Annotated in this window: 19 protein-coding genes; 12 read left to right on the forward strand and 7 right to left on the reverse strand. The window is 49.7% G+C overall.

What is annotated here, in order from left to right; translation table 11 throughout:
* Positions 1-242: 242 nt before the first annotated feature.
* The 4 genes from mutS to ACJJIT_RS13640 all read left to right on the forward strand — a co-directional run bounded on the left by mutS (position 243) and on the right by ACJJIT_RS13640 (position 4,358).
* Positions 243-2,903, forward strand: coding sequence for a DNA mismatch repair protein MutS (gene mutS / locus ACJJIT_RS13625; protein WP_444898739.1), 2,661 nt, complete (start codon positions 243-245; stop codon positions 2,901-2,903).
* A 137-nt stretch (positions 2,904-3,040) separates the two neighbouring features.
* Entirely contained in the window at positions 3,041-3,364 is a 324-nt protein-coding gene (gene fdxA / locus ACJJIT_RS13630) for a ferredoxin FdxA (protein ID WP_252085117.1), read from the forward strand.
* 66 nt (positions 3,365-3,430) lie between these two features.
* A complete protein-coding gene (locus tag ACJJIT_RS13635) occupies positions 3,431-4,099 on the forward strand; it encodes a polysaccharide deacetylase family protein (protein ID WP_444898740.1) in 669 nt (222 codons plus the stop codon).
* Between the two features lie 91 nt (positions 4,100-4,190).
* Positions 4,191-4,358, forward strand: a complete 168-nt coding sequence (locus tag ACJJIT_RS13640) for a DUF1328 domain-containing protein (RefSeq protein WP_252085115.1) — start codon at positions 4,191-4,193, stop codon at positions 4,356-4,358.
* Between the two features lie 44 nt (positions 4,359-4,402).
* Here the strand turns inward: ACJJIT_RS13640 and ACJJIT_RS13645 are convergent, their stop codons facing one another.
* Positions 4,403-4,945: a carboxymuconolactone decarboxylase family protein gene (locus tag ACJJIT_RS13645; RefSeq protein WP_252085114.1), complete on the reverse strand. Its 543-nt coding sequence runs from the start codon at positions 4,943-4,945 to the stop codon at positions 4,403-4,405.
* A gap of 85 nt (positions 4,946-5,030) precedes the next feature.
* Between ACJJIT_RS13645 and dinB the strand changes: the two genes are divergently transcribed.
* The 5 genes from dinB (at position 5,031) to ACJJIT_RS13670 (ending at position 9,415) form a co-directional block, all read left to right on the forward strand.
* On the forward strand, positions 5,031-6,110 hold the full coding sequence (gene dinB, locus ACJJIT_RS13650) for a DNA polymerase IV (RefSeq protein ID WP_252085113.1): 1,080 nt from the start codon (positions 5,031-5,033) through the stop codon (positions 6,108-6,110).
* 446 nt (positions 6,111-6,556) lie between these two features.
* Positions 6,557-7,078, forward strand: coding sequence for an RNA polymerase sigma factor (locus tag ACJJIT_RS13655; protein WP_444898741.1), 522 nt, complete (start codon positions 6,557-6,559; stop codon positions 7,076-7,078).
* Positions 7,079-7,091: 13 nt separating this feature from the next.
* Positions 7,092-7,541 carry a hypothetical protein gene (locus ACJJIT_RS13660; RefSeq protein ID WP_444898742.1) on the forward strand — a complete coding sequence of 150 codons (450 nt, stop codon included), beginning with the start codon at positions 7,092-7,094 and terminating at the stop codon, positions 7,539-7,541.
* A gap of 71 nt (positions 7,542-7,612) precedes the next feature.
* The gene (locus ACJJIT_RS13665; RefSeq protein WP_444898743.1) at positions 7,613-8,161 is read left to right on the forward strand and encodes a hypothetical protein; all 549 of its coding nucleotides are present in this window, start codon (positions 7,613-7,615) and stop codon (positions 8,159-8,161) included.
* Between the two features lie 717 nt (positions 8,162-8,878).
* Positions 8,879-9,415: a hypothetical protein gene (locus ACJJIT_RS13670; RefSeq protein ID WP_444898744.1), complete on the forward strand. Its 537-nt coding sequence runs from the start codon at positions 8,879-8,881 to the stop codon at positions 9,413-9,415.
* A 162-nt stretch (positions 9,416-9,577) separates the two neighbouring features.
* Here the strand turns inward: ACJJIT_RS13670 and ACJJIT_RS13675 are convergent, their stop codons facing one another.
* The 5 genes from ACJJIT_RS13675 to ACJJIT_RS13695 all read right to left on the reverse strand — a co-directional run bounded on the left by ACJJIT_RS13675 (position 9,578) and on the right by ACJJIT_RS13695 (position 14,194).
* Positions 9,578-10,354 (reverse strand): SDR family NAD(P)-dependent oxidoreductase, encoded by a 777-nt coding sequence (locus tag ACJJIT_RS13675; protein WP_444898745.1) that lies wholly within the window; start codon positions 10,352-10,354, stop codon positions 9,578-9,580.
* 1 nt (position 10,355) lies between these two features.
* On the reverse strand, positions 10,356-11,132 hold the full coding sequence (locus tag ACJJIT_RS13680; RefSeq protein ID WP_252085107.1) for an SDR family oxidoreductase: 777 nt from the start codon (positions 11,130-11,132) through the stop codon (positions 10,356-10,358).
* 68 nt (positions 11,133-11,200) lie between these two features.
* Positions 11,201-12,256, reverse strand: coding sequence for a phosphotransferase (locus tag ACJJIT_RS13685; RefSeq protein ID WP_444898746.1), 1,056 nt, complete (start codon positions 12,254-12,256; stop codon positions 11,201-11,203).
* Positions 12,249-13,481, reverse strand: coding sequence for an acyl-CoA dehydrogenase family protein (locus tag ACJJIT_RS13690; RefSeq protein WP_444898747.1), 1,233 nt, complete (start codon positions 13,479-13,481; stop codon positions 12,249-12,251). The genes ACJJIT_RS13685 and ACJJIT_RS13690 overlap by 8 nt, the downstream gene beginning before the upstream one ends.
* Before the next feature lie 35 nt (positions 13,482-13,516).
* Positions 13,517-14,194: a histidine phosphatase family protein gene (locus ACJJIT_RS13695; RefSeq protein WP_444898748.1), complete on the reverse strand. Its 678-nt coding sequence runs from the start codon at positions 14,192-14,194 to the stop codon at positions 13,517-13,519.
* 108 nt (positions 14,195-14,302) lie between these two features.
* Between ACJJIT_RS13695 and ACJJIT_RS13700 the strand changes: the two genes are divergently transcribed.
* Entirely contained in the window at positions 14,303-15,196 is an 894-nt protein-coding gene (locus ACJJIT_RS13700; protein ID WP_252085103.1) for a LysR family transcriptional regulator, read from the forward strand.
* Positions 15,197-15,408: 212 nt separating this feature from the next.
* Positions 15,409-17,445: an oxidoreductase gene (locus tag ACJJIT_RS13705; protein WP_444898749.1), complete on the forward strand. Its 2,037-nt coding sequence runs from the start codon at positions 15,409-15,411 to the stop codon at positions 17,443-17,445.
* A 139-nt stretch (positions 17,446-17,584) separates the two neighbouring features.
* On the opposite strand, the gene ACJJIT_RS13710 is transcribed toward ACJJIT_RS13705, so the two are convergent.
* On the reverse strand, positions 17,585-18,856 hold the full coding sequence (locus ACJJIT_RS13710) for an MDR family MFS transporter (protein ID WP_444898750.1): 1,272 nt from the start codon (positions 18,854-18,856) through the stop codon (positions 17,585-17,587).
* A 574-nt stretch (positions 18,857-19,430) separates the two neighbouring features.
* On the opposite strand from ACJJIT_RS13710, the gene ACJJIT_RS13715 reads away from it, so the two are divergent.
* On the forward strand, positions 19,431-23,810 hold the full coding sequence (locus ACJJIT_RS13715; protein ID WP_444898751.1) for a CapA family protein: 4,380 nt from the start codon (positions 19,431-19,433) through the stop codon (positions 23,808-23,810).
* Positions 23,811-23,988 lie beyond the last annotated feature (178 nt).

Raw genomic sequence — 23,988 nt, forward strand, 5'->3', positions numbered from 1 at the left:
TCTGCGCCCCCTATAAAGAAGCTCTTCGAACTTTGGCCTGGACCTTTCTGTTCAGATCTATCCCGATTGCATGCTTCAAGAACATCAGGTTTGGGCTTGCCGTTCATTATTTGATCAAACGCTTTTGCTCATTAAGCCCCCAGGAAACCTGCCCCCTACCCCAATCTGAGCCGACCGCCACTCCTGCGGAGCTCTTGGGGTTTGCGAACACTTTTGTAACTTACTGATTTTCTTAGAGAAAAATGCCAAAAACCGCAAACAAGACTAAGGCCGTGAAACCCGAACACACCCCCATGATGCAGCAATACATGCGCATCAAGGCCCAGCATCCCCAAGAGCTGGTGTTCTATCGTATGGGGGACTTTTACGAGCTGTTCTTTGATGATGCCAAGAAGGCAGCTGAGCTGTTGGATGTCACTCTTACTGCGCGTGGCAAGTCCGGGGGTGAGCCTATACCCATGGCCGGTATTCCCTACCATGCAGCTGAGGGCTACTTGGCGCGGCTGATTAAAGCTGGTGTTTCCGTTGCCATCTGTGAACAAATCGGTGATCCCGCCACCAGCAAAGGGCCGGTTGAGCGCCAGGTAGTACGTATTGTTACTCCGGGCACGGTCACGGACGAGGCACTTCTCAACGATCGCCGCGATAACCTCCTGGCTGCTATTTCGCACTTGGGCGATGTATTTGGCCTGGCACTGCTGGACCTGGCAACCGGTCGTTTTGTGGTTCAGGAAACAGATTCTCTGGAAGCCCTGGCCGAGCAGGTTCAGCGCCATAACCCGGCTGAGCTACTCGCGCCAGAAGACCTCTCTTTGCCAGTGGAAATTGAACGCCGTGCCGGTGTACGCCGCCGTGCGCCTTGGGAGTTCGAGCTGGAAACCGCCCTGCGCCTGCTCAATCAACAATTTGGCACCATGAACCTGGAAGCCTTTGGTTGCAGTCATATGCACGGCGCTATAGTGGCCGCCGGCTGCCTGCTGCAATATGCACGGGATACCCAGCGCACCGAGCTGCCACACATTCGCGGCCTGCACACCGAAAGCGGCAATGAAACCGTGGCCCTGGATGGCGCCAGCCGTCGCAATCTGGAAATCGATCTGAACTTGAATGGCAGCGATGATAATACCCTGCTGTCGGTTCTCGACAGCTGTAAAACCGCCATGGGTAGTCGCCTGCTGCGCCGCTGGCTGAACAACCCGCTGCGCCAGCTCACTACCCTGCGCAACCGCCAGGATGCCATTGCTGCATTGATTGAAGAGTATGGTTTCGAGCCCCTGCGCGATGCCCTCAAACCCGTGGGTGATATGGAGCGCATTCTAGGCCGCCTGGCACTGCGTTCCGCACGCCCCCGCGACCTGGCAAGGCTGGGTCAGTCTCTGGCACAGTTCCCCGAAATCCAACAGCAGCTAAATGAATCAAATGCCACTCTAATAAAAGAGTCATGCGGTCAGATCGGTGAATGGCCTGAAACTGTTGAGTTGCTGCAAAAAGCGATTATTGAAAATCCGCCTGTCGTGATACGTGATGGCGGCGTAATCGCCACCGGCTACGATGAAGAGCTGGATGAGCTGCGCGCTATCAGTGAGAACGCAGGGGATTACCTGGTACAGCTGGAACTGCGCGAAAAAGAGCGCACCGGTATCCCCACATTGAAGGTGGGTTACAACCGGGTGCACGGCTACTTTATTGAAATCAGCCGTGGACAGAGTGACAAGGCACCGGCGGAATATATCCGCCGCCAAACCCTGAAGAATGCCGAACGCTTTATTACTCCCGAATTAAAAGAGTTCGAAGACAAGGCACTTTCAGCCAAAAGCCGCGCCCTGGCGCGAGAGAAGGCCCTCTATGAGGCGCTGATTAATCAACTGAATGAGTCTCTGGCTGAGCTGCAAGCCGCTGCGGCTGGTATTTCTGAATTGGATGTTCTGGCCTGCTTGGCTGAACGTGCCGACAACCTGCGCCTGTGCCGCCCTGAGCTGGGCACCAATCCTGGCCTGCATATCACCGGTGGACGTCACCCGGTGGTGGAACAGGTATTGGACGAACCCTTTGTCGCCAACGATATCGAGCTGCGCGACGATCGCCGTATGCTGGTCATTACCGGCCCGAATATGGGTGGTAAATCTACCTATATGCGCCAGACTGCGCTGATTGCCCTGCTGGCGCACTGCGGCAGCTATGTCCCAGCAGACAGCGCCCAGATCGGTCTGCTGGATCGCATCTTTACCCGTATCGGCAGTGCCGATGACCTGGCCGGTGGCCGCTCCACCTTTATGGTGGAAATGACCGAGACCGCTAATATCCTGCGCAATGCCAGTGAACACAGCCTGGTACTGATGGATGAAATCGGCCGCGGCACCAGTACCTATGATGGTCTTTCCCTGGCCTGGGCCTGCGCTCATTACCTGGCCGGAGAAGTGCGCGCCTTCACCTTGTTCGCCACCCATTACTTCGAGCTGACCGATCTACCCAATCAATGTGCCGAAGCAGCCAACATCCACTTGGACGCCACAGAGCACGGTGAGGGCATCGTCTTCCTGCATCGCATTCAGGAGGGACCCGCCTCCAAAAGTTACGGTTTACAAGTGGCCAAGTTGGCGGGGATTCCCGCCGATGTACTCACAGAGGCCCGTACTCGCTTGGCGGCCTTGGAGGCCGGCGCCCAGTCAGTAGATGTACCCGTAGTGACTCCCGAGTCCACTCAAGCACCTGAGCAGGCAACGGAAACGACTATAGCGCCAGTACTCTCAGCACCAACTCAAGCTGATTCTCCCCAACAGGTCGATCTGTTCGGCAGTCCCAGCCACCCTGCAGTGGATGCGCTGGAGGAGCTGGACCCAGACGATTTGACCCCGCGCCAGGCCCTGGAAGCGCTCTATGCTTTACGCAAGTTATTGAAGTAAAAGGCCGGGCGGCAATTGTCGCCCAGTGCAACTTGTTATAAACAGTGAACTAAATCGACTGAAAAGCCACTACAATTCGCGCCAGTAATTGATAGAATCCGTGCTCGAAAGAATCAGTGCACTATTGAGGGACAATCATGACATTCGTAATTGGGGAAAACTGCATTAAGTGCAAATACACCGACTGTGTAGAGGTTTGCCCGGTAGACTGTTTTTACGAAGGCCCTAACTTTCTAGTGATCCATCCCGACGAGTGTATCGACTGCGCCCTGTGCGAGCCTGAGTGCCCCGCCAATGCGATTTTCTCTGAGGACGAAGTGCCCGATGATCAACAGGAATACATCGAGTTGAATGCCGAACTCGCCGAGGTTTGGCCAAATATCACCGAGAAAAAAGACCCGCTACCCGATGCCGAAGAGTGGGATGGCAAGAAAGGCAAGCTCGACCTTCTCGAGCGATAGCAAAGCACAAAAAGCCGTCTCTGACGGCTTTTTTCTTTTCTGGTCCAGATAAAATTGCCGCATTAAATGAGAATAATAATATTTACGGTATCGAGCATTTTCCTATGCCTGTCTCTGGCAGTACTGGCAGAACCCGAAGAGAAAAAACGTATTGCCCTGGCTTTTAGTGGCGGGCCTGTGCCGGGCATAACCGAATCCCTGTTACACCAGCTTGAAGCCCTGCAAATACCCGCAACTTTCTTTCTGGTTGGCAAGGATATGGAGCGTTATCCCAATCAAACACACGCCATAGTGCGTGCCGGCCACCAGGTCGGAAGTCACGGTTACTCCTATGTCGACTTGGCAAATCTACCTTTGAGTAGTGCCAAAGCAGAGATTAAAAAGACCTGTCTGCTTTTACAGCATCATGGCTATCGAGAAAAACCGGCGATCCTGCCCCCTTTTGGACGTATCTCTGAAGAGCTTGGCAGCCTTCTGGCTGCACAAAATTTCGAGTTGGCTCAATGGGACCTGGAGCCTCACCTGCATGTGGATATGAGCAGGCCCGAGCTCATCGCCGACTACATAGTTCAGAATGCCAAAGACGGCAGCGTGGTAATGCTGCACCCAATGTATGAGCATGGTAAGGAGGTGGCAGCAGCACTGCCTCTCATCCATGCACAGACCACGAAACAGGGGTTTTACTTTGTTAGCCTGGATAAGGTCACAGATACTGGCGGTGATAGAAATTTGTAATTACCGACTCCATTCACTACCAATTAAGAGGTTGGGAGTCTGCCCCCCAAAGTTTTGCAACCGGTTCCCTCTATCTTAACTGGAGACCACTATGCTACGTTGGGCCATTATTTTCCTGGTTATTGCACTGATAGCCGCATTTTTCGGTTTCAGTGGTATCGCCACCACAGCGACAGAAATCGCTAAAATCCTCTTCTTCATCTTTATTGTGCTTTTTGTCCTGACATTGATTTTTGGCAGGGGCCGGCCACCCAAGTAGCACCCTTGCGCTATACAAGATTTAACCCCGGTAATTCACCGGGGTTATTTTTGGTGGGGCGTTCTGGTTGGTACCAGGTCCAGCACTTCTGCCAGGTGGTTGAAGCCCAGCACCAGCTCCATAACCCCCAAGGCTTCCAATAACTCATCATCCCCCGCTCCCAGCTTGCGTGCCTCAGCGATCAGGTGCTGCCGGTGATCGTCTGGGGATGTATTGGCGTTGCGAGCAAGGTCAAACAGTGCATGCTCCTTCTCGGAAAAGTGCACATTCTTTGGGTCTGTGCGAATACGCATGACTTCATCGGGGGTTACCCCGAGCATTTGCAGGGAGGTACTGTGGTGGTAAATGCCATAGTCGCAGTGATTATCCGCAGAGACCGCCAAGCCAATAGCCTCCTTCAGCTGGGCGGAAAGACAGCCGTGTAACATCACTGCCTTGAACTTCTGCCAATTAGCTAGCAGCAGTCCTTGGTGGTGGGCATAAATCCTAAACAGGCTGGGAATCCCACCCAGCTCATCCTGAATTTCTGCAAATACCCTGATGGCTTCATCTGAATCAGGGGTCTCCACTAAAGGAATGCTACTCATCGTTCACCTATCCGTTGTCAAACCGGCTCTGTCGAATGGCAGAAATAACTTCCTGGCGCCATAAAACACTGTATATAATCACAGCATGAGAAAGATTATCCACTGCGACTGTGATTGTTTTTACGCTTCGGTCGAAATGCGAGACGATCCCAATCTTCGCGGGCGCCCACTAGCCGTAGGTGGTAGCAGTGACCGCCGCGGGGTAATCTCTACATGCAATTATGAAGCTCGCAGTTACGGCGTGCGCTCCGCCATGCCAACCGCCCAGGCCAAAAAACTCTGCCCTGACTTGATTGTAGTACCCGGCAACATGGCCAAATACCGTGAAGTCAGTCAGCAGATCCGCGAAATTTTCCTCGATTACTGTGACGATATTGAGCCCCTTTCGCTGGATGAGGCTTTTCTAGATGTCAGTAATAGTGGGCGCTGCCACGGTAGCGCTACATTAATGGCGGAGGAGATCCGCCAAAGAGTGAGAGAGACCCTTGGCATTACGATCTCAGCCGGCGTTGCCCCAAACAAGTTCCTGGCCAAGATCGCCAGTGACTGGCGTAAACCCGATGGACTAACGGTAATCACGCCAGAGGAAGTAGATCAATTCGTATTGCGTTTACCGGTGAACAAAATCCATGGTGTGGGCCGAGTAACAGCAGAGAAAATGCACCGCCAAGGAATTCACACCTGTGCCGACCTCAGGCGCTATTCCCAGGTGGAGTTGAGTAAAACCTTTGGGAAGTTTGGGCGCCGTCTCTATGAACTGAGCCGCGGCATCGACGATCGCCCAGTGAGTGGAGATGGCTCTCGCAAGAGTGTCAGTGTGGAGCGCACCTTTAACAAGGATCTCTGTGAGTTTAACGAATGGTTGGAGGAAATGACTCACCTGTATACACGACTGCTGGAACGCCTGGAAAAACTCGGCGATCGTTATGAGGTAAATGGTGCCACCGTAAAGGTAAAATATGCTGACTTTTCCCAGAGTACTCATGAACGCAATAGTCGCGCAGGTCGAATTTCTGAATTTCGCCAGTTACTGCAGGAATGCTGGGATAAACGATCGACTCCCATTCGCCTGCTTGGCGTAGGTCTGAGGCTAACAGATCTGCGCGCCGAACACGGTCCCTTACAACTGCCTCTACCACTGCCGGATTTGCCGACACATCACTAACCGGGAGACTTCTCAAGCAAATTATTTTTTATAAATAGTTTGCCCTGCCCCCCGCAGAACCGGTCGCATTTTTTCTGTCATATTTTCAAACAAAGCGAACATCGACAATTTTAAAGAAAACACTCTTTATTAAGAGAATTTTTGAGTCAAAAAAATTCATTGCACGCCAATTACCCCTTAGAAAAAGGTTTAAAGCGCCAAACGACCGTTCATCAAGTTATGGCGTTACCCGTTACCCTCTGTAAGCCCTGGCTAAGCAGGGGCATCTATACTTCGCAGGCCAAGAGAACTTGGGCGGATCTAAAAGCAATAGGCACCCAAAGTTGTTCACTTGGATAAAAAATTTAATGTCTAAACCGACTACAATTTTTATGATCAACGACGCATAAATCCAGACCTAAGCCACCTCTGGCTTTCGGGTTCACTGCGTACGGAGGCACAACACTTTGTCTCGCAAAGCGTTCCAACAATTTTCTGATGAAAAACTGCTCGAGCATTACCGGGAGAAACGCAGTCTTGCTGTATTTGAGCCACTGTATAACCGCCACAAAGACGCTCTCTATCGCTACTGCGTACAAATGGCACCCTCTTCAACCACACAGTTGCTACAGGCCCTGTGGGAAAATGTCTTACAGAACCCTCCGCAACTTCATGGCCGGCTATTTAGAAACTGGCTGTTTATTCAAGTCAACAAAGCTCTGCGGGAACATGTAGACAGCACTACACAATCTGAGGCATTAACCAGTGAGAGTAAGGTTGTCGCAGCTATTCAAAAACTCCCCAAGCTTCAGCGCAACGTATTATTACTGCATATGGAGTGCAAACTCTCCCTGGCCTCAGTAGCGGATATAGAGCGCATTTCACTGAAAAAATGTCGAGAGTATTACCAGTTGGCTCGACAACAAATTGAAACCCTGATCTACGGATCTCAAGCAAAACCCTGGCAAGTGGAGGCCATAAAAGAGTGATTGAGGTAGAAGCATGAGTAACTGGGAGCACCAATACCGCGAAGAGGCGTCAGCTTTTACCTCACCGCAACAGTTAGACAGTGGAATCTTATTACAGGCAAAAGGCTATCAACCGAAAAAGGATATAGGCCGAATCTTATCCGGAGCCTCCCTGAGTTGCGCTTTGGTGACCGCTTTTTTAATGTTGGTACATCCGGCACAGCACCTTGGTGCCCGAACCCCCGCTATGACTCAGAATAATGAGATTCAACTAACCACTCAGGAAATTGCCCAGTGGCAACCTCCTCGGCCAGAACCTGAAGTAAAGGAAGACCCATGGCAGACATTACGCAGCCAGGTTAGTGCCGAAAACTATGTTGCTCTTTGCCAAGAATGGCGCCAACAACAAAATAATATTGCGGAACCGGTCTTACCCCGAGAACTGCGTAAGGCAGCGCAGAAACGCTGTCGGATTCTGCCATAGAAACAGTAGCTCTCTTACCAGTGTGCTACGTCTATTTCTACACTTAAGCATCAGTGTCGTTGCAGTGCAAAATGACACTTATAAACAATAAAGTTACAAAGGGTGAGCTGGCCGTGGTGGGCATCTATGGCGCGGGTGGCTCCAATGCCGGTGATAACCAAGCTTTGAGGTCTTGGGTTACCGAAATGGGCGGGGCCATGTTCGGTCCAACTGAAAAAATTAAAGCCCGGGATTTTCTAGTGAGGGCATCTCTACAGCAGAAGCACTTATTACTGCTTGGCTACAGCCGTGGGGGAACCACGGCCATCAACCTGGCCAATTTACTCGGTCGCAAAGGCATATCCCTAAACCACCTGATAATCTTCGATGCACATAGTGTCTTCGATAATAGAATTTTTTATCTCAGATATGACAATGTTCAGCAAGCGATCAATTTTCTGCAGAGAAACCCCAGAAGCGCTGGTCGATATGGCTGGTGGGGAACAAATCCCTACTGGGGAAGCCCACTAGTCTCTAACTTTATCAAAGTTCAAGAAATTGACTTTACCGGTGCATTCTTTAGAAGAGGGATGCCGGTTTCCCATTTAAACATCGTCCGTCAATCTCTTGCTTCGCTCTGACTTCTTAAACTCAAAGACAGCGATAAAAAGTAGCAACAAAAAATTCTTCATCCTTAAAACCCCAGACAGAGCAGAAGGATAACCTACTCATAAACCCCAGTAGTTTTCTTCAGCATAAGTAATCACTTAATTTCAACCATCTACTCCCAAACTGGTTTCTTGGCTGCTTCTGGGCTTGTATCAATAAATGGTTTACCCATGGTTCACTGAGCAAACCGGTTAATGCATTACTGAGCAATCTCTAATCTTCTTACAGAGTCTCTCCCAGCGTATTTAAGACTTCCTATATTCTTTTTAGAAATTAATTTTGACTGGGAATATTCCCTTTAGAGTACTATCTTCATTGATAATTTATTACATTGAAGACTCATATTCCTGTACCCCTTCGAAAAAAGATAACAACTCTATATAAAACAAAACATTGTCTTTAGCCTAATATATCTACATTACCCTATTAACCTAAGATATCCGCTAAGCAAGTGAAATCAATATGCCATCAAAAATATTATCGCATCTTAGCCTACTCCTGATCTGCTTCGCCTTCTCAAGCCACGCCAAAGAATTGAAAATTGCCATATCTCAGGATGCCCCCCCTATGTCATCAATCAGGCGAGGAGTGGATTAGAAGTTGATGTCATCACCCAGTCTCTTCCAAATTACACCATCTCATTTATCCAAATGGGCTGGGGGGAGATTCTTGGAGCAATAGAGCGAGGTATGGCAGAGGCTGAAGCGAACGTACACGAAAATAATGGAGACCTCTATTATTCAAATGACTATATAGCTTTTATCAACTACGCAATCAGCCGTAAAAAAGATCAAATTAAAATCAATCAACTAAAGGATCTAGTAGGACACCACGTAATAACCTGGACAGGAGCACACAAGGATCTTGGGCCAGAATTTAGCCAGCTCTTCTCTCCCGGAAAGATAGGTGCAAAGAATTATGTAGAATTAGAAAGCTCTCAAGATCAGGTAAGGGAATTCTGGAGGGAAGACAACTCAATTATAATCATTGATAAAAGTATTTTTTCTTATTTCTCCTCTAAAGATGGCCACTCTATGAATGAGGTCGATATCCATACAATCGTTGTACCTGTTCTGACATTTAAAATGGCATTTAAAAACAAAGCAGACAGAGATGCCTTCAATCACGGTCTCAGACAGCTATGCAATAAAGGAATATACGAAGCTCTCCTAAAGCGATATAGCGTTGCACCAGAAGCCAACATCTGCAAAAACTTTTCGCAATAAGCTTGCTTTTAGGATTCTCCATCGCGGACTGATTTTCATCAACCAAAAAAATATCAGGTTGTGGGCTGTTAACACCTATCTGCCTTCTCCCTTGCTCGGCAATAAATCTTCAGGGGTGGCAGTGCAGGTATTAACAGCACCTATTTTGATTCACCTCAGCTATCAATAAGCCGACAAACCGCCATCCACAGCCAGTGCCTGGCCGGTAACATAAGTCATCTTTGGAGAGAGTAGCATTAACATAGCCGCTACTACTTCTTTCGGCTCACCAAGACGCTTCATCGGACAACCTTCGGCGAGAAAAGCCTGAACCTCTTCCGGGCTGGCCCCTGGGGCCTCCACAGAAGTCACCATTGGCGTCAGGCAATAGAATGGGCAAATGGCATTCACCCGAATACCGTACTTGGCGTTTTCCATTGCTGCAGTTTTGGTCAGTCCAATAACCCCATGCTTGGCGGCAGCATAGGAGGCAATTTTGGGTGCACCCCCCAGCCCTGCCATAGAGGAAACATTGAGAACCACACCGCCTCGATCTTTCATTAATGGCAGCTGGTGCTTGAGACCGAAAAATACGCCCTTCAGGTTTACATTGTATTGATGGTCCATCATCGCTTCGTCAGTCTGCTTCAGGGACATCATCGGCGGAGCGATACCGGCATTATTAACCGCCATATTCAGGCCACCGAACTCAGACTCGGCCAGTCGCACCAGAGCAACGCAATCCGCTTCAGAGGAAACATCGCAACGTTGAGCACGCACCTGGATACCATCACTACCCAGGTCATCAGCGAGTTGCATCAGGCCCTCTTCATTAATATCTCCAAGTACCAAGCGCGCTCCGCGAGATCCCAACTCTTTAGCCAGCAGTTTGCCAAAACCACTGGCGGCGCCGGTAATTAGGGCAACCTGGTTGTCGAAATCCAATATTGGATCTTGCATATTAAATTCCCCCACAGGAAGTCATTCCGCCATCCACCACTACGCATTCGCCCGTGGTGTAACTGGAGGCGTTGGAAACTAAGTAGAGTACTGTACCCGCCATCTCCTCAGGCTCGGCGTGACGGTGCATAGGGATATGGCCGATTGCGGTTTTATAAATATCCTCGTGGGTGAAGAGTGCCCCGGCAAACTTGGTTTTGGTCAGCCCAGGCAATAGGGCATTAACACGGATATTGAACTGGGCACACTCCTTGGCAAAGGCTTTGGTCATATTGACTACTGCCGCCTTGGTGATGGAATAGATTCCCTGCCCCACACCAGGCTGCAGGGCATTGACCGAGGCAGTATTCACAATCACACCACCACCCTGCTCACGCATCAACTTGCCCGCTTCCACAGACATGAAGAAATAGCCACGAATATTCACTTCAACCGTTTTTTCAAAAGCCGCGAGGTCGGTATCAAGGATATGACCAAAATAGGGGTTGGTAGCCGCATTGTTAATTAGGATATCCAGCCGCCCAAAGCGTTCGCGGACATCGGAAAACATTTTCTGGATATCTTCCATATTGCCGATATGGCAAGGCACCGCTTCCGCTTTACCGCCGGCATCGACAATCGCATCGGCAACAGCCTGACAGCCTTCAATTTTTCGGCTGGATACCAGCACATGGGCGCCTTGCTCTGCCAAAAGTTTTGCAATTGCCTCACCAATACCCCGGCTAGCACCGGTTACCAGAGCAATTTTTCCGGTGAGATCAAAAAGATTCTTTGCCATTTTTTATCCTTATCATTTTCCAAAGCACAATAAAAAGCGAAATAAATTGTATCGAAATGACCTTCTAACTAACTCGCCTCACTGGCAATGCTCATTGCCGTTTGTGCCAGTGGCTCTACCAGAGCGCCGAGGCTCGCCGCATTGCGATTAGAGGCGTTGCCATCCTGTGCGCGTTTGGCCACGCCCTGGACTATCGCCGCTAAACGGAAAAAACTAAACGCCAAATAAAAAGGCCAGTGGTCAATGCCCTCAATCCCCATACGCTCACAATACTTGGCCACATAGGCCTGTTCAGAGGGGATACCCAGCGAGGCAATATCCAGCCCCAACAGGCCGGACATCTTGTCACCCCCAGCAGGCATACGCATTTGCATGCACTGATAGGCAAGATCGGCAAATGGGTGGCCCAACGTAGAAAGCTCCCAATCCAGCAGGGCGATCACTTTGGGTTCTTTAGGGTGGAAAATCATATTGTCGAGGCGGTAATCACCGTGTACTAGAGCTATCCGACCATCGTCTTCTGGGAGCGCACTGCCAAGCCATTCAATCAACTCTTCCATCGCCGCAATAGGCTGTGTCTCGGAAGCCCGGTATTGCCCCGTCCAGCGTTCCAGCTGCCGCTGAAAATAGTTTCCCGGGCGGCCGTAATCGGATAACCCCATGGCGTCGATGTTGAGACTATGTAATGCGGCGAGCACCCGATTCATTTCATCGTACATAGCACTGCGCGCAGGAGCATCTGCCTCAGGAATTGCCGCATTCCAGAAAATCCGCCCCTCACAGTATTCCATCAGGTAAAACATGGAGCCGATCAGATCCCGGTCTTCACATAAATGAAAAACTTTGGGCACCGGTACGTCGGTATCTGCCAGTGCAGACATAACACGGTACTCACGATCCACTGCGTGAGCAGATTTCAATAGTTTTCCCGGGGGTTGCCGACGCAATACATAGGTATTTGAAGGCGTTTCCAGCTTAAAGGTGGGATTGGATTGACCGCCGGAAAATTTACTGATTTTCAGTGGCCCGGAAAAACCTTCAACATTTGCGCTGAGGTATTCCTGCAACTTTTCCAGCGGCAAAGCTTCCACTGAGTTACGTGACTCCTTTACGGTTTCAGACATGCTCCTCTCCCTGTGCAGTCTCTGCGGCATAACGGGCAGCCAGGTTGCGTCCCAGCTGCATCATATGTACTTGATCTGGTCCATCGGCTAAACGGATAGTCCGCGCGTAAGCATAGTGGTGGGCCAAGCTATAGTCCTGGCTCAACCCTGCCGCACCGTGAATCTGGATAGCGCGGTCAATCACCTTGCAGGCCATTTGCGGTGCAACAATTTTAATCATGGCAATCAGGTCTTTGGCCGCTTTATTGCCAAGTCGATCCATTTGCGCCGCAGCTTTTAAAGTTAGCAAACGTGCCTGCTCAATTTCACAGGCAGACCTGGCAATATCCTCCCGCACTGAGCCCTGCTTGCTCATCGGGCGTCCAAATACAATACGATTTTCCGCGCGGCCTGCCATCATTTCCAGGGCGCGCTGGGCCTGGCCAATTAAACGCATGCAGTGGTGAATTCTGCCCGGCCCCAAACGCCCCTGGGCAATTTCAAAACCACGCCCTTCTCCGAAAATCAGATTAGACGCGGGCACCCGAACATTCTCAAAAATCACTTCAGCATGACCTTCCGGAGCATCGTCGTAGCCAAATACCTGCATGGGCCGAATTATTTTTACCCCAGGGGTATCTGTGGGAACCAGGATTTGCGATTGCTGGCGATGCCGATCCGGATTAGTGGGATCGGTCTTGCCCATCACAATCATGACCTTACAGCGCTTATTCATCAGGCCACTAATATAAAATTTATGACCATTAATCACATATTCATCGCCATCGCGCACGATAGAAGTTTCAATATTCGTAGCATCGGAGGAGGCCACCTTGGGTTCGGTCATGGCGAATGCCGAGCGAATATTGCCCTCCAGCAATGGCCTCAGCCAGGTTTCCCGCTGCGCTTCCGATCCGTACTGGGTCAGCACTTCCATATTGCCGGTATCCGGGGCGCTGCAATTAAAAATTTCTGAGGCAAATAAGACCTTGCCCATCTCCTCCGCCAAAGGCGCATATTCCAAGTTTGTAAGGCCGGCACCATAGCGGGAATCGGGTAAGAATAAATTCCACAGCTCAGCCTCACGGGCTTTTTCTTTTAAAGCCTCCATAATAGGGGGCTCGCCCCAGGGGTCATCCTGCAACTGCTGTATATAGGTACTCTCAGCGGGATACACATATTCCTGCATAAAGTTTTTGAGCCGCTCCAACAGGCCCTGTACCTTTTCTGAATATTCAAACTCCATGTCTTTTCACCTTTAATTGTGTTATAGGTTTTAATTCAGCTGTAAGTCACGGAAGTGTGGCGCTCATCTCTCTCCAAATGAGGCACGTGATTAAAACTGTTCAAGCTGAGCCCCTGCCCTGCGCTAGAGAAAAAACGGGTAGTGCCGGTATTCTGTATCTGCATATTGAGTTTGATCACCGACTCGGGGGGACCGCCCAATACCTGCCGCACCATCATGGCAATAGCCCCACCGGAACTGACCACCAGAGTTTTACTGCCTTTGGGGCTATCGCTGATTAAATCCAAAACTTCACGAATGCGATTTTCGAATGCCTGCCAACTCTCTGCCGGTGCAATTTCCCCTGCAGACCAGGCGAGCATGCCCTGCATTAGAAAGCGGTAAAAGTCGGCACGGGGTGCATTGGGGCCCGGGGTAGCTGTGGGTTTTTTCTCACTGTAGAGGCGAGCTACTTCAAGGAAGTCGAACTCATTCAATTGGGGAACCACCGTCAAGTGGCCCTCTAAGTCGATGCCAAGGCCTGCACAGATACCCTCGGTAGTTTGCCGATGACGGCGCAGGCTGCCGCAGAAAATCCGGTCAAACTTCTGGCCAGTGCCCCGCCAGTATTCCCCCAGCCAGCGGGATTGCTGCCAGCCGATATCGGAGAGATTGTCGTAATCATCGGCGCCGAAGGACGCCTGTCCATGGCGCACCACGATTGATTCGGCCACAGCGAGTTCCTCTTTTTATGGAACTCCAACCCTAGTCCTCTCGTTTGAATCATCAAAGTTTATTGTGCGAATATATGATCATTCACACTGGTTATGATTGAGGCACAGATGCAGTTGCAAAAAATGGATATGAACCTGTTCTTGGTTCTGGAGGCCATTTATAACTCGGGCAACCTCACCCGAGCCGCTGAGCAGTTGCATATCACCCAGCCGGCAGTGAGTAATGCCCTGGCACGTCTGCGCCGTACCCTGGACGACCCATTATTTATTCGCGGCCCCTCCGGCATGACTCCCACCCCTCTTACGGAGTCCATCATGCCTAGGGTGCAGCAGGCCCTTTCCCTACTGGGCACCAGCCTGAATGAACACCGCCAATTCAACCCCGCCCTGGCACGCAAAACATTGCGACTATCTATGAACGACATGGCAGAAACCCTACTGCTGCCGCCTCTATTAGAGCGCCTGGAAAAAGAAGCGCCGGGTGTAACAGTAGAGTCATTTCACGTTCCCAGGGATCAGCTTGCCAAGGAACTGGCCGCCAATACATTGGATTTCGCCCTGGATGTCCCTCTCGCGACAGCGCCCCAACTGCAACAACAGCGCCTGCACCAGGACCGTTATCTCTGTATGTTGCGCAATGAGCATCCCTTGGCTGGGGAGTCGAGCCTGACACTGGAACAGTATTTACAACTGGAACATATCCATGTTTCCAGTAGGCGCACGGGTCCTGGCCTGGCGGATATAGCACTGAACAAACTTGGGCGGCGACGCACCATCAAACTGCGTGTACAACACTACCGAGTAGCGCCTTTAATCGTATTACGCACAGATTTAGCTCTGACCGTGCCAGCGAGTCTGGCCAGTCAGTATTCGGCACGCCTATTTGAACTGCCGTTCCAAATACCCCTAATGGACTGGCATCTGTTGTGGCACAAAAATCTACAAGAAGATCCCGCCAATCGCTGGCTGCGAGAGCAACTTCTGGCGGTTTTGGCTGTATAAGTGAACAGAGGAAAATCCCTTTAAAAACAAGCATTTCAGCCAAATGAGAATGGGACGCAAATAGCTTAATAAAACGTCAGGAATTGATCACTGAATTCGACCGGAAAGGTCACTGTTTCGCGTCAAAGGCTCTTGTTATCCTGCTGGGCAACGATATGCACTTTTTTGCATATATAAATGAACCCCAAAGGTTACAAGAAGAGAATTTTGCCATGTCCCAAGCCTACCCTAATATGCTTGCCCCCCTGGACCTGGGCTTCACCACCCTGAAAAACCGGGTGCTGATGGGCTCCATGCACACCAACCTAGAAGAACACCCCGGTGGCTTTACCCGTTTGGCGGCATTCTACGCTGAGCGCGCCCGCGGTGGCGTTGGCCTGATTGTAACGGGGGGTATCGCGCCCAACGAAGAGAGTGGCGTATTTAAGGGTGCCTCTAAAATGAACACCCCAGAAGAGGCGCAACAGCATCGGGAAGTGACCGAGGCCGTTCATGCCGAAGGCGGCAAAATCTGTATGCAGATCCTGCACACCGGCCGCTACGCTTACAACGAAAACCTGATTGCTCCCTCCCCCATCCAGGCTCCGATCAACCCTTTCACTCCGCGCGAGCTAACCAGTGAGGAAATCGAAGGCCAGATCGATGATTACGTACGCTGCGCTACCCTGGCCCGCGAAGCCGGCTACGACGGCGTAGAGATCATGGGCTCCGAGGGTTACTTTATTAACCAGTTCATCGTAAAGCGCACCAACAAACGTACCGATGAGTGGGGCGGCAGCTTCGAGAATCGTATCCGCCTGCCGATCGAAGTCGTTCGCCGTGTGCGCGAGGCTGTTGGCGAAGACTTTATTATTATCTACCGCCTGTCCATGCTGGACCTGGTGGAAGACGGCAGTGACTTCGACGAAGTGGTTGCCCTGGGCCAGGCTATCGAAAAAGCCGGCGCCACGATTATCAATACCGGTATCGGCTGGCACGAAGCGCGCGTTCCCACTATCGCCACCAATGTACCCCGCGCCGCATTTACCGATATTACCGCCAAGGTGAAACAGCACCTGTCTATCCCGGTAGTTGCCAGTAACCGCATCAATGTGCCGGAAGTGGCCGAAGAAGTGCTGGCCTCCGGGCAGGCCGATATGATCTCCATGGCGCGTCCATTCCTGGCAGATTCCGATTTCGTCAACAAGGCCGCAGAGGGCCGCGCCGATGAAATCAATACCTGTATTGGCTGTAACCAGGCATGCCTGGATCACACCTTCCAGCTGAAGCTCACCTCCTGCCTGGTCAACCCACGCGCTTGTCATGAGACTGAGTTGAACTACCTGCCTACCGAAAACGTGAAAAAAGTTGCTGTTATCGGTGCCGGCCCCGCTGGTTTGGCTGCCTCCACCGTTGCCGCCGAGCGCGGACACCAGGTAACCCTGTTTGAAGGCAGCGACAAAGTCGGTGGCCAGTTTAATATCGCCAAGCAGATTCCCGGCAAGGCAGAATTCCAGGAAACCCTGCGCTACTTCAAACGCCGCCTGGAAGTGACTGGCATTGAGGTCAAACTCAACACTATCGCTACCGCAGAAGACCTGCAGTCTTTTGACGAAGTGGTAATCGCCACCGGTATCGAGCCGCGCACTCCACCGATCCCCGGTATTGAGAGCGACAAGGTGTTGGGTTATCTGGACGTACTGAAGCATAAGAAACCAGTCGGCGAAAAAGTGGCCATTATCGGCGCGGGCGGTATCGGTTTCGACGTAGCGGAATACCTGACTCACGACGGCCCCCACTCCACCGAAGAGGAAGTCGTTGCCAGCGATAAAGAAGAGTTCTTTAGTGAATGGGGTGTGGATATTGAGCTGGAACAGCGCTCTGGCCTGAAACCCCGCGAAGCGGTAAGCACCCCTCGCCAGGTTTATCTGCTACAGCGCAAAACCACCAAAGTGGGTGCGGGCCTGGGTAAAACCACTGGCTGGATTCACCGTGGCAGCCTGCAACACCGCAAGGTTGAGATGATTGCCGGTGCTCTTTACGACAAAATTGACGAGCAGGGATTGCATGTTCGCGTAGGCGATGAAGAGCGACTGCTAGAGGTGGATAACATTATTGTCTGCGCTGGCCAGGAACCTGCTCGCAAACTGTATGAAGCATTGCAGGAACGCGGAGTGAAGACCCACCTGATCGGTGGTGCCGACGAGGCCGCGGAGCTCGACGCCAAGCGCGCCATTGATCAAGGCTCACGCCTCGCCGCAGAGATCTAAAAAAATTCCCCGGCAATATTCTTGTCGGGGATTTTCTCAGGCAAATCAGAACGGGAAATTCCATGCTTACTACTGGATTTCCCGTTTTTTATGCCTCACAGACTCCATCTATTTCTATATCTGAAAAACCTCTTTTTAACTATCCAGTGATTTTGGCACTTTCACCTGAAGAGATTGTCTGCTCTTTCTGCTCCGGCCACTGTGGGCGGGAGAGGTAAGCTGTTGTGCGATAAAGCGCGAATACGACACCGCAAAGCGCCAGCAACATCCAATAAAGCGTCGGTCCACCCCACCACTCTAGAACCACCCCTCCAGCCAGTGGGGCCAAGGCCCAACCGAGAGCGTAAAAGGAAGAGGCCCCAAAATAGGTACCGCGTAAATGCTCAGGCGCCAACCGGTCTATCTGTACACTCATGGTTGGAAAGAGAATCGCTTCAGCCAAACTGAGGACAAAGGTCGCCCCCATCCAGCCCCAAAACCAGTGCACCGGATTGAGGGCAAACCACATTTGTGCCGCAGCCAATACCACCAGCCCGATCATAATTCGCCCATTAATATCCAGCTTGCGCATCAACTGCATGAGTGGAAACTGCAATAACACGATGGTCATTGCGTTCACAAAGATCATACTGGATATCAGCTCAACCAATCGCGGAGCCTCCGCCCGTGTCAGATATTGCACCAGACTGGAATCCATATGGGCATAGATAAACATCGTGAGAATATTGGCAAAAATCACCACCATAAACACATGGTCCCTGCGCAATATCGCCAGGGTACTGCCTAAATCGACAGAACCATCACCATTGCTCTTTGAGAGCTGTCCCTTCTCTGTTTTTGCAAATCCCCAAATAAACGCCAGCGCCAAAAGCAGATAACTGAGAGAAGTTAAGCCAAAGGTGGACTGCTGCGCACTAAGCCCCGCCCAGACACCAACAATGGGCCCTAATGCCGCTCCCGCATTAATAAGGAAGTAACGCAGCTGCAGAGCTAACTCACGACTCGCCTGGTTATCAATTAAGTCGCCAATCAATGCGCTGGCTGGCGGTTCCCAAACGGCGCGACCAATTGAGCAAAGAGTCATCGCCAGAATAAATCCCGCTAATGTCTGGGTCACTGCCAACAGGGCAAAAGAACATAAGTTTATTAGCGAACCTAATAGCAGAATATTCCGACGTCCATAGCGATCAGACAAAGCCCCCACAAAAAAGCCCAATAGCGCCGCACCAATTGCTGAGGCACTGAGAATCAAGCCAATTTCCGCTGCACCCAACTCAAATTTATTGAAAAGAAGAATGGCCAGAAAAGGCCAAACCATAAAATAAGTGCCACGACTAAAAAAACTGCCTACTAATATTATCCAGACCAGAGGAGGAAATCCCCTGAGGTTCTGCCACCAATTCCAACGCATTGCCTAATACTCCACTTCTATTTCTTCCTTGTTCTCTAAAGGTCCTCTAAGACTCTTTGAGCTCCGCACCAGGTAGTAAAATTCAAACAAAACCAGGAAGGACAACCCTTCGCACAGGCTTAACGTCCATGTGCCGCCTTAAAAGTCGACAGGGTAATCAACCGCGAGAACCAATCTTTAATTGGTCGGTTAATAGTTTTCTGACAAAAAACCCGAAAGGGTCGCCTTTCGGGTTTTAGGGATTGGCAAGCGTATAACCTGCAAACTCATTCAACCTGGAGTTAACCCTTTTAAGTTGCTTAAGGGTTAATTGTGAGAACCTTCGGCACTTTGCGTGCCTTCCATTCTTAAGCGCGGTATCCCTAATACTATCCAAGTGGATTAGTTTTGAAAACCTAATTTTCTATATTCATAAAAAATTTATCTGATCAGATTTTTCCTGCAAGATTTCTCTCATTACCAGCAGAATCTGTTCGCATGTCTATACTCCAGCAGGAAAGTCCTCTTTTAGTTACCCAGTAAAGCTATACGAATAATGTAGCCGTCACCCCGATCCACAGAGAATAATAGCGACATGTCCCTATCCAGCATGCTTAGACGAGCACGCCCCATGGTAGAACGGGCACAGCGTGATCTCAGCCCACCCTATACGCTTTTTTTTTCAATCAGTGACGCCAAGCAACGAGCTCAAGTACGGCACACCCATGCTAAGGACTTCCCAAGCGCCTGGCAGACTCTCACTGAAATTACCCATAGGGCAGCTAAAAGCTCCAAAATAGAACCCTGCTGGCTACGGGTAGATTGGGTTACCCGCAGGAGCACAATGACTCTTGCCGGTTTACATGAACTTCTCCAGGACACCAAGCGCTCCTACTTCCGCTACGGCCTTGCATTGGATGTCGATTGCAAATTTGCTTTTCTCGAACAAGAGCTTAACGGGAATGCCATGCTACATGGCGGCGATAAAATCGAGCATGGATTCCTCAATGAAAAGAATTTTACTTCATACTTCAAGAAACGTTTTGACCAGCAGGAAGATCTGGATTTCTCCGATGAGCGAAGCATTGTACTTCTGACCACTGCAGGGCTTTTTTGCGAAGAAGAACTGGAGCCTTTGTGCCTATATGAATCGGGATTGAATACTGGACGCCGGGTTATTGAAGAGCTGGATAGCCAGAAAATTACAAAGATTATTGAAAGTAGCAGCCATTATCTAGCTGGCCAGGTAAAGCCCAGTGGGCATTTTCACTATGGATGGCATACCTGTTTCGATCAAGAGATCATCAATGACAAAAACTTATGCCACGCAAGTAGCATCTGCGCGATGGTTGAGGCCTGGGAAGTCACCAAAGAGTATTCTCTATTGGAAGCCATAGAGGAGGCATTGAAATATCTTACCTCTAAATTAATCCAAATAACTTTCCCAAACACAAGTGAAGTCACTGCCTTTTGGGTAGAACAGCATAGTGAAATCAACCTAGCTAGTAACGCGGCAAGCCTATTAGCTCTGGTTAAATATTCTGAGGCTTTGCAGTGCAGAACTTATGCAGACCTGATGGAGCAATTAGCCAGGGGCATAGAATTTATACAAAACCTGGACACTGAGCAGCTTCCCCTTGTTCTGGAGTTTTCTTCTTTCACCATTAAACAACAGCCGGCCTCGAATAACCCTCTGGGTAAAGCAGCTTTCGCATTAATATGCCTTTATAGCTGGGATAAGAATCCTCGCTGGTTAACACTGGTAGAGAAAAGCTTGGATCATTTTATAGCGACTGAGCACTGGCGCACTCACGATCACTGGGTGAGCCACTGTGTAAATCTGCTCACGATTTATAGGCCGAAGGAGAAATACTATCAGTTCGGTATCCGTAACTTTGCCAGTATTCTGGACTTCGTCGAGAAGCATATAACTGCATCCCCAAGGTTACTCGAGTTAATGGTGGCTGCAGCAAAGATGATCTCGGATCTAAACACCCAAGAGGCATATCAATATCTACTGGACCAAATTGATCTTGAACACTTTTATCGTGCATTACATGGTAGGGCCAATCACCTATTAAACGGCTATTTTTGGCCTGAGTTTGCCATGTTCTTCAAGAATCCGGCGAGAGTCACTGGCAGTTTTTTTACTCGTCATGAAAACTTCAGGGTCAGATTAGACGAAGTGAGTCATTATCTTTCTAGCTTGATCGCCTATAGGAAATATCTTTTATCCCAAGCACCTAAAAAAACAGGGGCTACTGCCAATCTATACCATTCCAAAATCATTACTGATGGGCAAGCCACCGCGCCCCCTGTCGCTCAAGATCAGCCAGTGATTGCCTGGGGCGGTGATGTAAATCTGGGGCGCAGACAACACTACCGTACAGTCCAGCTGGGCATTGAACAGGTTCTGGGGCATGTCCCAGCAATGAATAATGCCGATCTCAGCGTTATTAATCTGGAGTGCGTGATCGCCACTAGCGGAGAGCAGGGTATACCAAAGGGAGAGGTCTCCCCATGTTATTACCGCGCTAGACCAGAGATGCTGTCCATACTCATTAATGCAGGAATAGATATAGCCTGTACTGCTAACAATCACAGCGGCGATTATGGGCCTGCCGCATTAATGGAACAGGGGCAGTGGCTTGATTGCACAGGGATTGGACATTCAGGTTCCGGCAGGAATCTAGAGGAGGCACTCGGCCCTGTAATCAGACCTGCTGGAAATATCAATGTAGCGATATTCTCTCTTGATGCCACCCAGCCTCGTTATGCTGCCGGCCCCACGCATCCTGGTTGTGCTCACCTCCCCCTATCAGTACCAGAGCTATGGTACGACACTCTGCAGCCCCTTATTACTGCAGCTCGCAAGAAAGCCCAGGTGGTTCTGGTAGCCGTGCACTGGGAAGCAAACCATAAGGCTCACCCCTGTCCTCAGCAAGTCATCGCAGCCCACAAAATTATTGAGGCTGGCGCAGATGGTATTCTGGGCTCTGGCAGTCACAATCTACAAGGTATAGAACTATATCAACAGCGCCCTATTATCCACGGTGCCGGGGACTTACTCTTTGATTGTATCCGTGAAAGCGTGTCCGATAGTGGCGTTTTTCGCCTGCACCTAAGTACCAGTGGCATTGAGCAAATCACATTTGCTCCTGTTGAAGCTGGTTTTGGCTACTCAAAGCAATTATATGGTGAAGCTGCTAAAGCACACTGTAAAAGGTTTTCCCAAATTTGTTTGTCACTGGGAACCCAACTCCATTTATGTGAAGACGGCACAGCCAATCTAAAGCTTACTCCGCCCTCACGCCTGGCAAGAAAACTCTCTATTAGTAGGAAAACCACTTATCGGCAAGAAAAGATATTAGCAAAACGCCCAATAACCCCCCAATGGCAGGTTCCTTCGGTACCTGTTGATGCCCAAATCCCCCCCCAAAAAATTGGCCCTCTAGTGCTACTGGGGGTTAAATTAACTCCTAGAGAGCTAATATCCCGGCAGATGCTATGGGTGGAGTCCTTTTGGAAAATCGAAAGTAAACTCGCTGAGGACTTCAGGCTGGACTTCCGCGCTATACCAACTTTGCAGAGTTCCATGCCCTGCTGGGGAACCTCTATGGACCACGACCCCTGTGACTGGCAGCTCCCCACTAGCCACTGGGAGCCCAACACGATTTACCGTGATTTTTTTGGGCTTAGAGCCCCTGCAAGCAGAGATCTTAGTGATGCGGAGCTACATCTATATGTCGGTTTGATTTCCAATAAAACTAAAATCAAGCCAATTCCTATTCCAGGAGTAATGAGCAAACTAAGCCTCACTCCGCAACGTGAATACCAAAAGAGCAAAATTCCAGTTTATAGAACCAAGTTTCCAGACATTATTTATAATCATCTACCTGGGCAAACTTGGAATGCAGAACAGCTGGCCACTATCTCTGGAGGCACCTGGCTGGAACCTCCCCCTAAAGATAAAGAGTGGTTCGTAAGCAGTGTAGTTTCAGATAGTGGACTTATTGAAGCATCATCAGAGCCAGTTCTCTTCGTTGCACATACAAACTTGGATCGCTCCTACCATGCGCCGATTCCGAAGGTCTCAGCAAAATTCTGGGATTCTCACAAAAAACTACCATCGTTTGCTGACCGAATTGCCGGAGCTATAGTCTCACGCCCTATCCCCGGACTGCCTAAAGGACTGCCAGTGTTAAAGGTGGATGACCCTCTTAAGACGATCATAGAGCTAGGTTTTGCAGCCCGCGAGCGTTTCGATGGTGAAGTCATTGCTATTACTGGAACATCAGAGGGACTTCCTATACGAAACATGATCACACATACACTTGGTCCAAAGGATAAAGTTCTAACCAATTCTGGTGCTGACAACTCATGCATAGCAGCCCCATGTGTGTTGGCCAGTCTAAATAAGGATCATGAAGCTGCGATTATTGAAGTTACGCAAAGTGCCCTCAGTATGAAGCCTGGGCCAATTACACATCGTATTAAACCGACAATATCTTTAATTACTGAAATTGATTTACCGTCCACTAACCAAACGGCAACTTCAGTAGCCGACATGGCCAAATTGTGTTCCCGAATCTTTGAAGGTTTAACCGGTCCTGCTATTGCAATAGTTGGAGAACACCTTCAATGCTTTGACTATATATTCAAAAAGGCTAAGAAACACGCTCGAAGAGTTATTCTATTTGGGGAAAGCACTAATGCCGAAGTCCGTATCAATAAAACATGCGCAAACGACAATGATGACTCGGTTTCCCTACAGTTACCAAACCGAGAATTAGAGATAAGTTTACCAAACTCAAGTAACGAAGTTTTATATCGCATAGCAGCAGTAATTAGTATCATCTATGCAATGAATGGCAATATTGAAGAGGCAGTCTCTAAACTTCAAAAAATCAATTTGAATGCGAAGCCCAAGCGACAACCAACCATCTCTCCACCACAACATATCAACTGGATATGATCACTAAACACACAAACTAAGTTACAGTGGTCATCATTAAGGGAACGCATGAAGATCTTCAATCTCATAAGAATAACAAGCGACTAAAAAGTGGGGCAAATTATTTCAAACGAGGTATGTTTCTCATAAACGTTATAAATAGTGAAGTCAGTGTTTTCAAAGACAAGAAATTTGAAAA

The sequence above is a fragment of the Microbulbifer mixtoriginis (SeqCode) genome (assembly GCF_052467515.1).

Bases quoted from the DNA above. Each gene is read 5' to 3' on its own strand.
- fdxA (WP_252085117.1), top strand. From the start codon at position 3,041: ATGACATTCGTAATTGGGGAAAACTGCATTAAGTGCAAATACACCGAC.
- ACJJIT_RS13660 (WP_444898742.1), top strand. From the start codon at position 7,092: ATGAGTAACTGGGAGCACCAATACCGCGAAGAGGCGTCAGCTTTTACC.
- ACJJIT_RS13705 (WP_444898749.1), top strand. From the start codon at position 15,409: ATGTCCCAAGCCTACCCTAATATGCTTGCCCCCCTGGACCTGGGCTTC.
- ACJJIT_RS13635 (WP_444898740.1), top strand. From the start codon at position 3,431: ATGAGAATAATAATATTTACGGTATCGAGCATTTTCCTATGCCTGTCT.
- ACJJIT_RS13700 (WP_252085103.1), top strand. From the start codon at position 14,303: ATGCAGTTGCAAAAAATGGATATGAACCTGTTCTTGGTTCTGGAGGCC.
- ACJJIT_RS13715 (WP_444898751.1), top strand. From the start codon at position 19,431: ATGTCCCTATCCAGCATGCTTAGACGAGCACGCCCCATGGTAGAACGG.
- ACJJIT_RS13690 (WP_444898747.1), bottom strand. From the start codon at position 13,481: ATGGAGTTTGAATATTCAGAAAAGGTACAGGGCCTGTTGGAGCGGCTC.
- ACJJIT_RS13645 (WP_252085114.1), bottom strand. From the start codon at position 4,945: ATGAGTAGCATTCCTTTAGTGGAGACCCCTGATTCAGATGAAGCCATC.
- ACJJIT_RS13665 (WP_444898743.1), top strand. From the start codon at position 7,613: ATGACACTTATAAACAATAAAGTTACAAAGGGTGAGCTGGCCGTGGTG.
- ACJJIT_RS13680 (WP_252085107.1), bottom strand. From the start codon at position 11,132: ATGGCAAAGAATCTTTTTGATCTCACCGGAAAAATTGCTCTGGTAACC.
- ACJJIT_RS13685 (WP_444898746.1), bottom strand. From the start codon at position 12,256: ATGTCTGAAACCGTAAAGGAGTCACGTAACTCAGTGGAAGCTTTGCCG.
- ACJJIT_RS13640 (WP_252085115.1), top strand. From the start codon at position 4,191: ATGCTACGTTGGGCCATTATTTTCCTGGTTATTGCACTGATAGCCGCA.
- dinB (WP_252085113.1), top strand. From the start codon at position 5,031: ATGAGAAAGATTATCCACTGCGACTGTGATTGTTTTTACGCTTCGGTC.
- ACJJIT_RS13675 (WP_444898745.1), bottom strand. From the start codon at position 10,354: ATGCAAGATCCAATATTGGATTTCGACAACCAGGTTGCCCTAATTACC.
- mutS (WP_444898739.1), top strand. From the start codon at position 243: ATGCCAAAAACCGCAAACAAGACTAAGGCCGTGAAACCCGAACACACC.
- ACJJIT_RS13710 (WP_444898750.1), bottom strand. From the start codon at position 18,856: ATGCGTTGGAATTGGTGGCAGAACCTCAGGGGATTTCCTCCTCTGGTC.
- ACJJIT_RS13670 (WP_444898744.1), top strand. From the start codon at position 8,879: ATGGCAGAGGCTGAAGCGAACGTACACGAAAATAATGGAGACCTCTAT.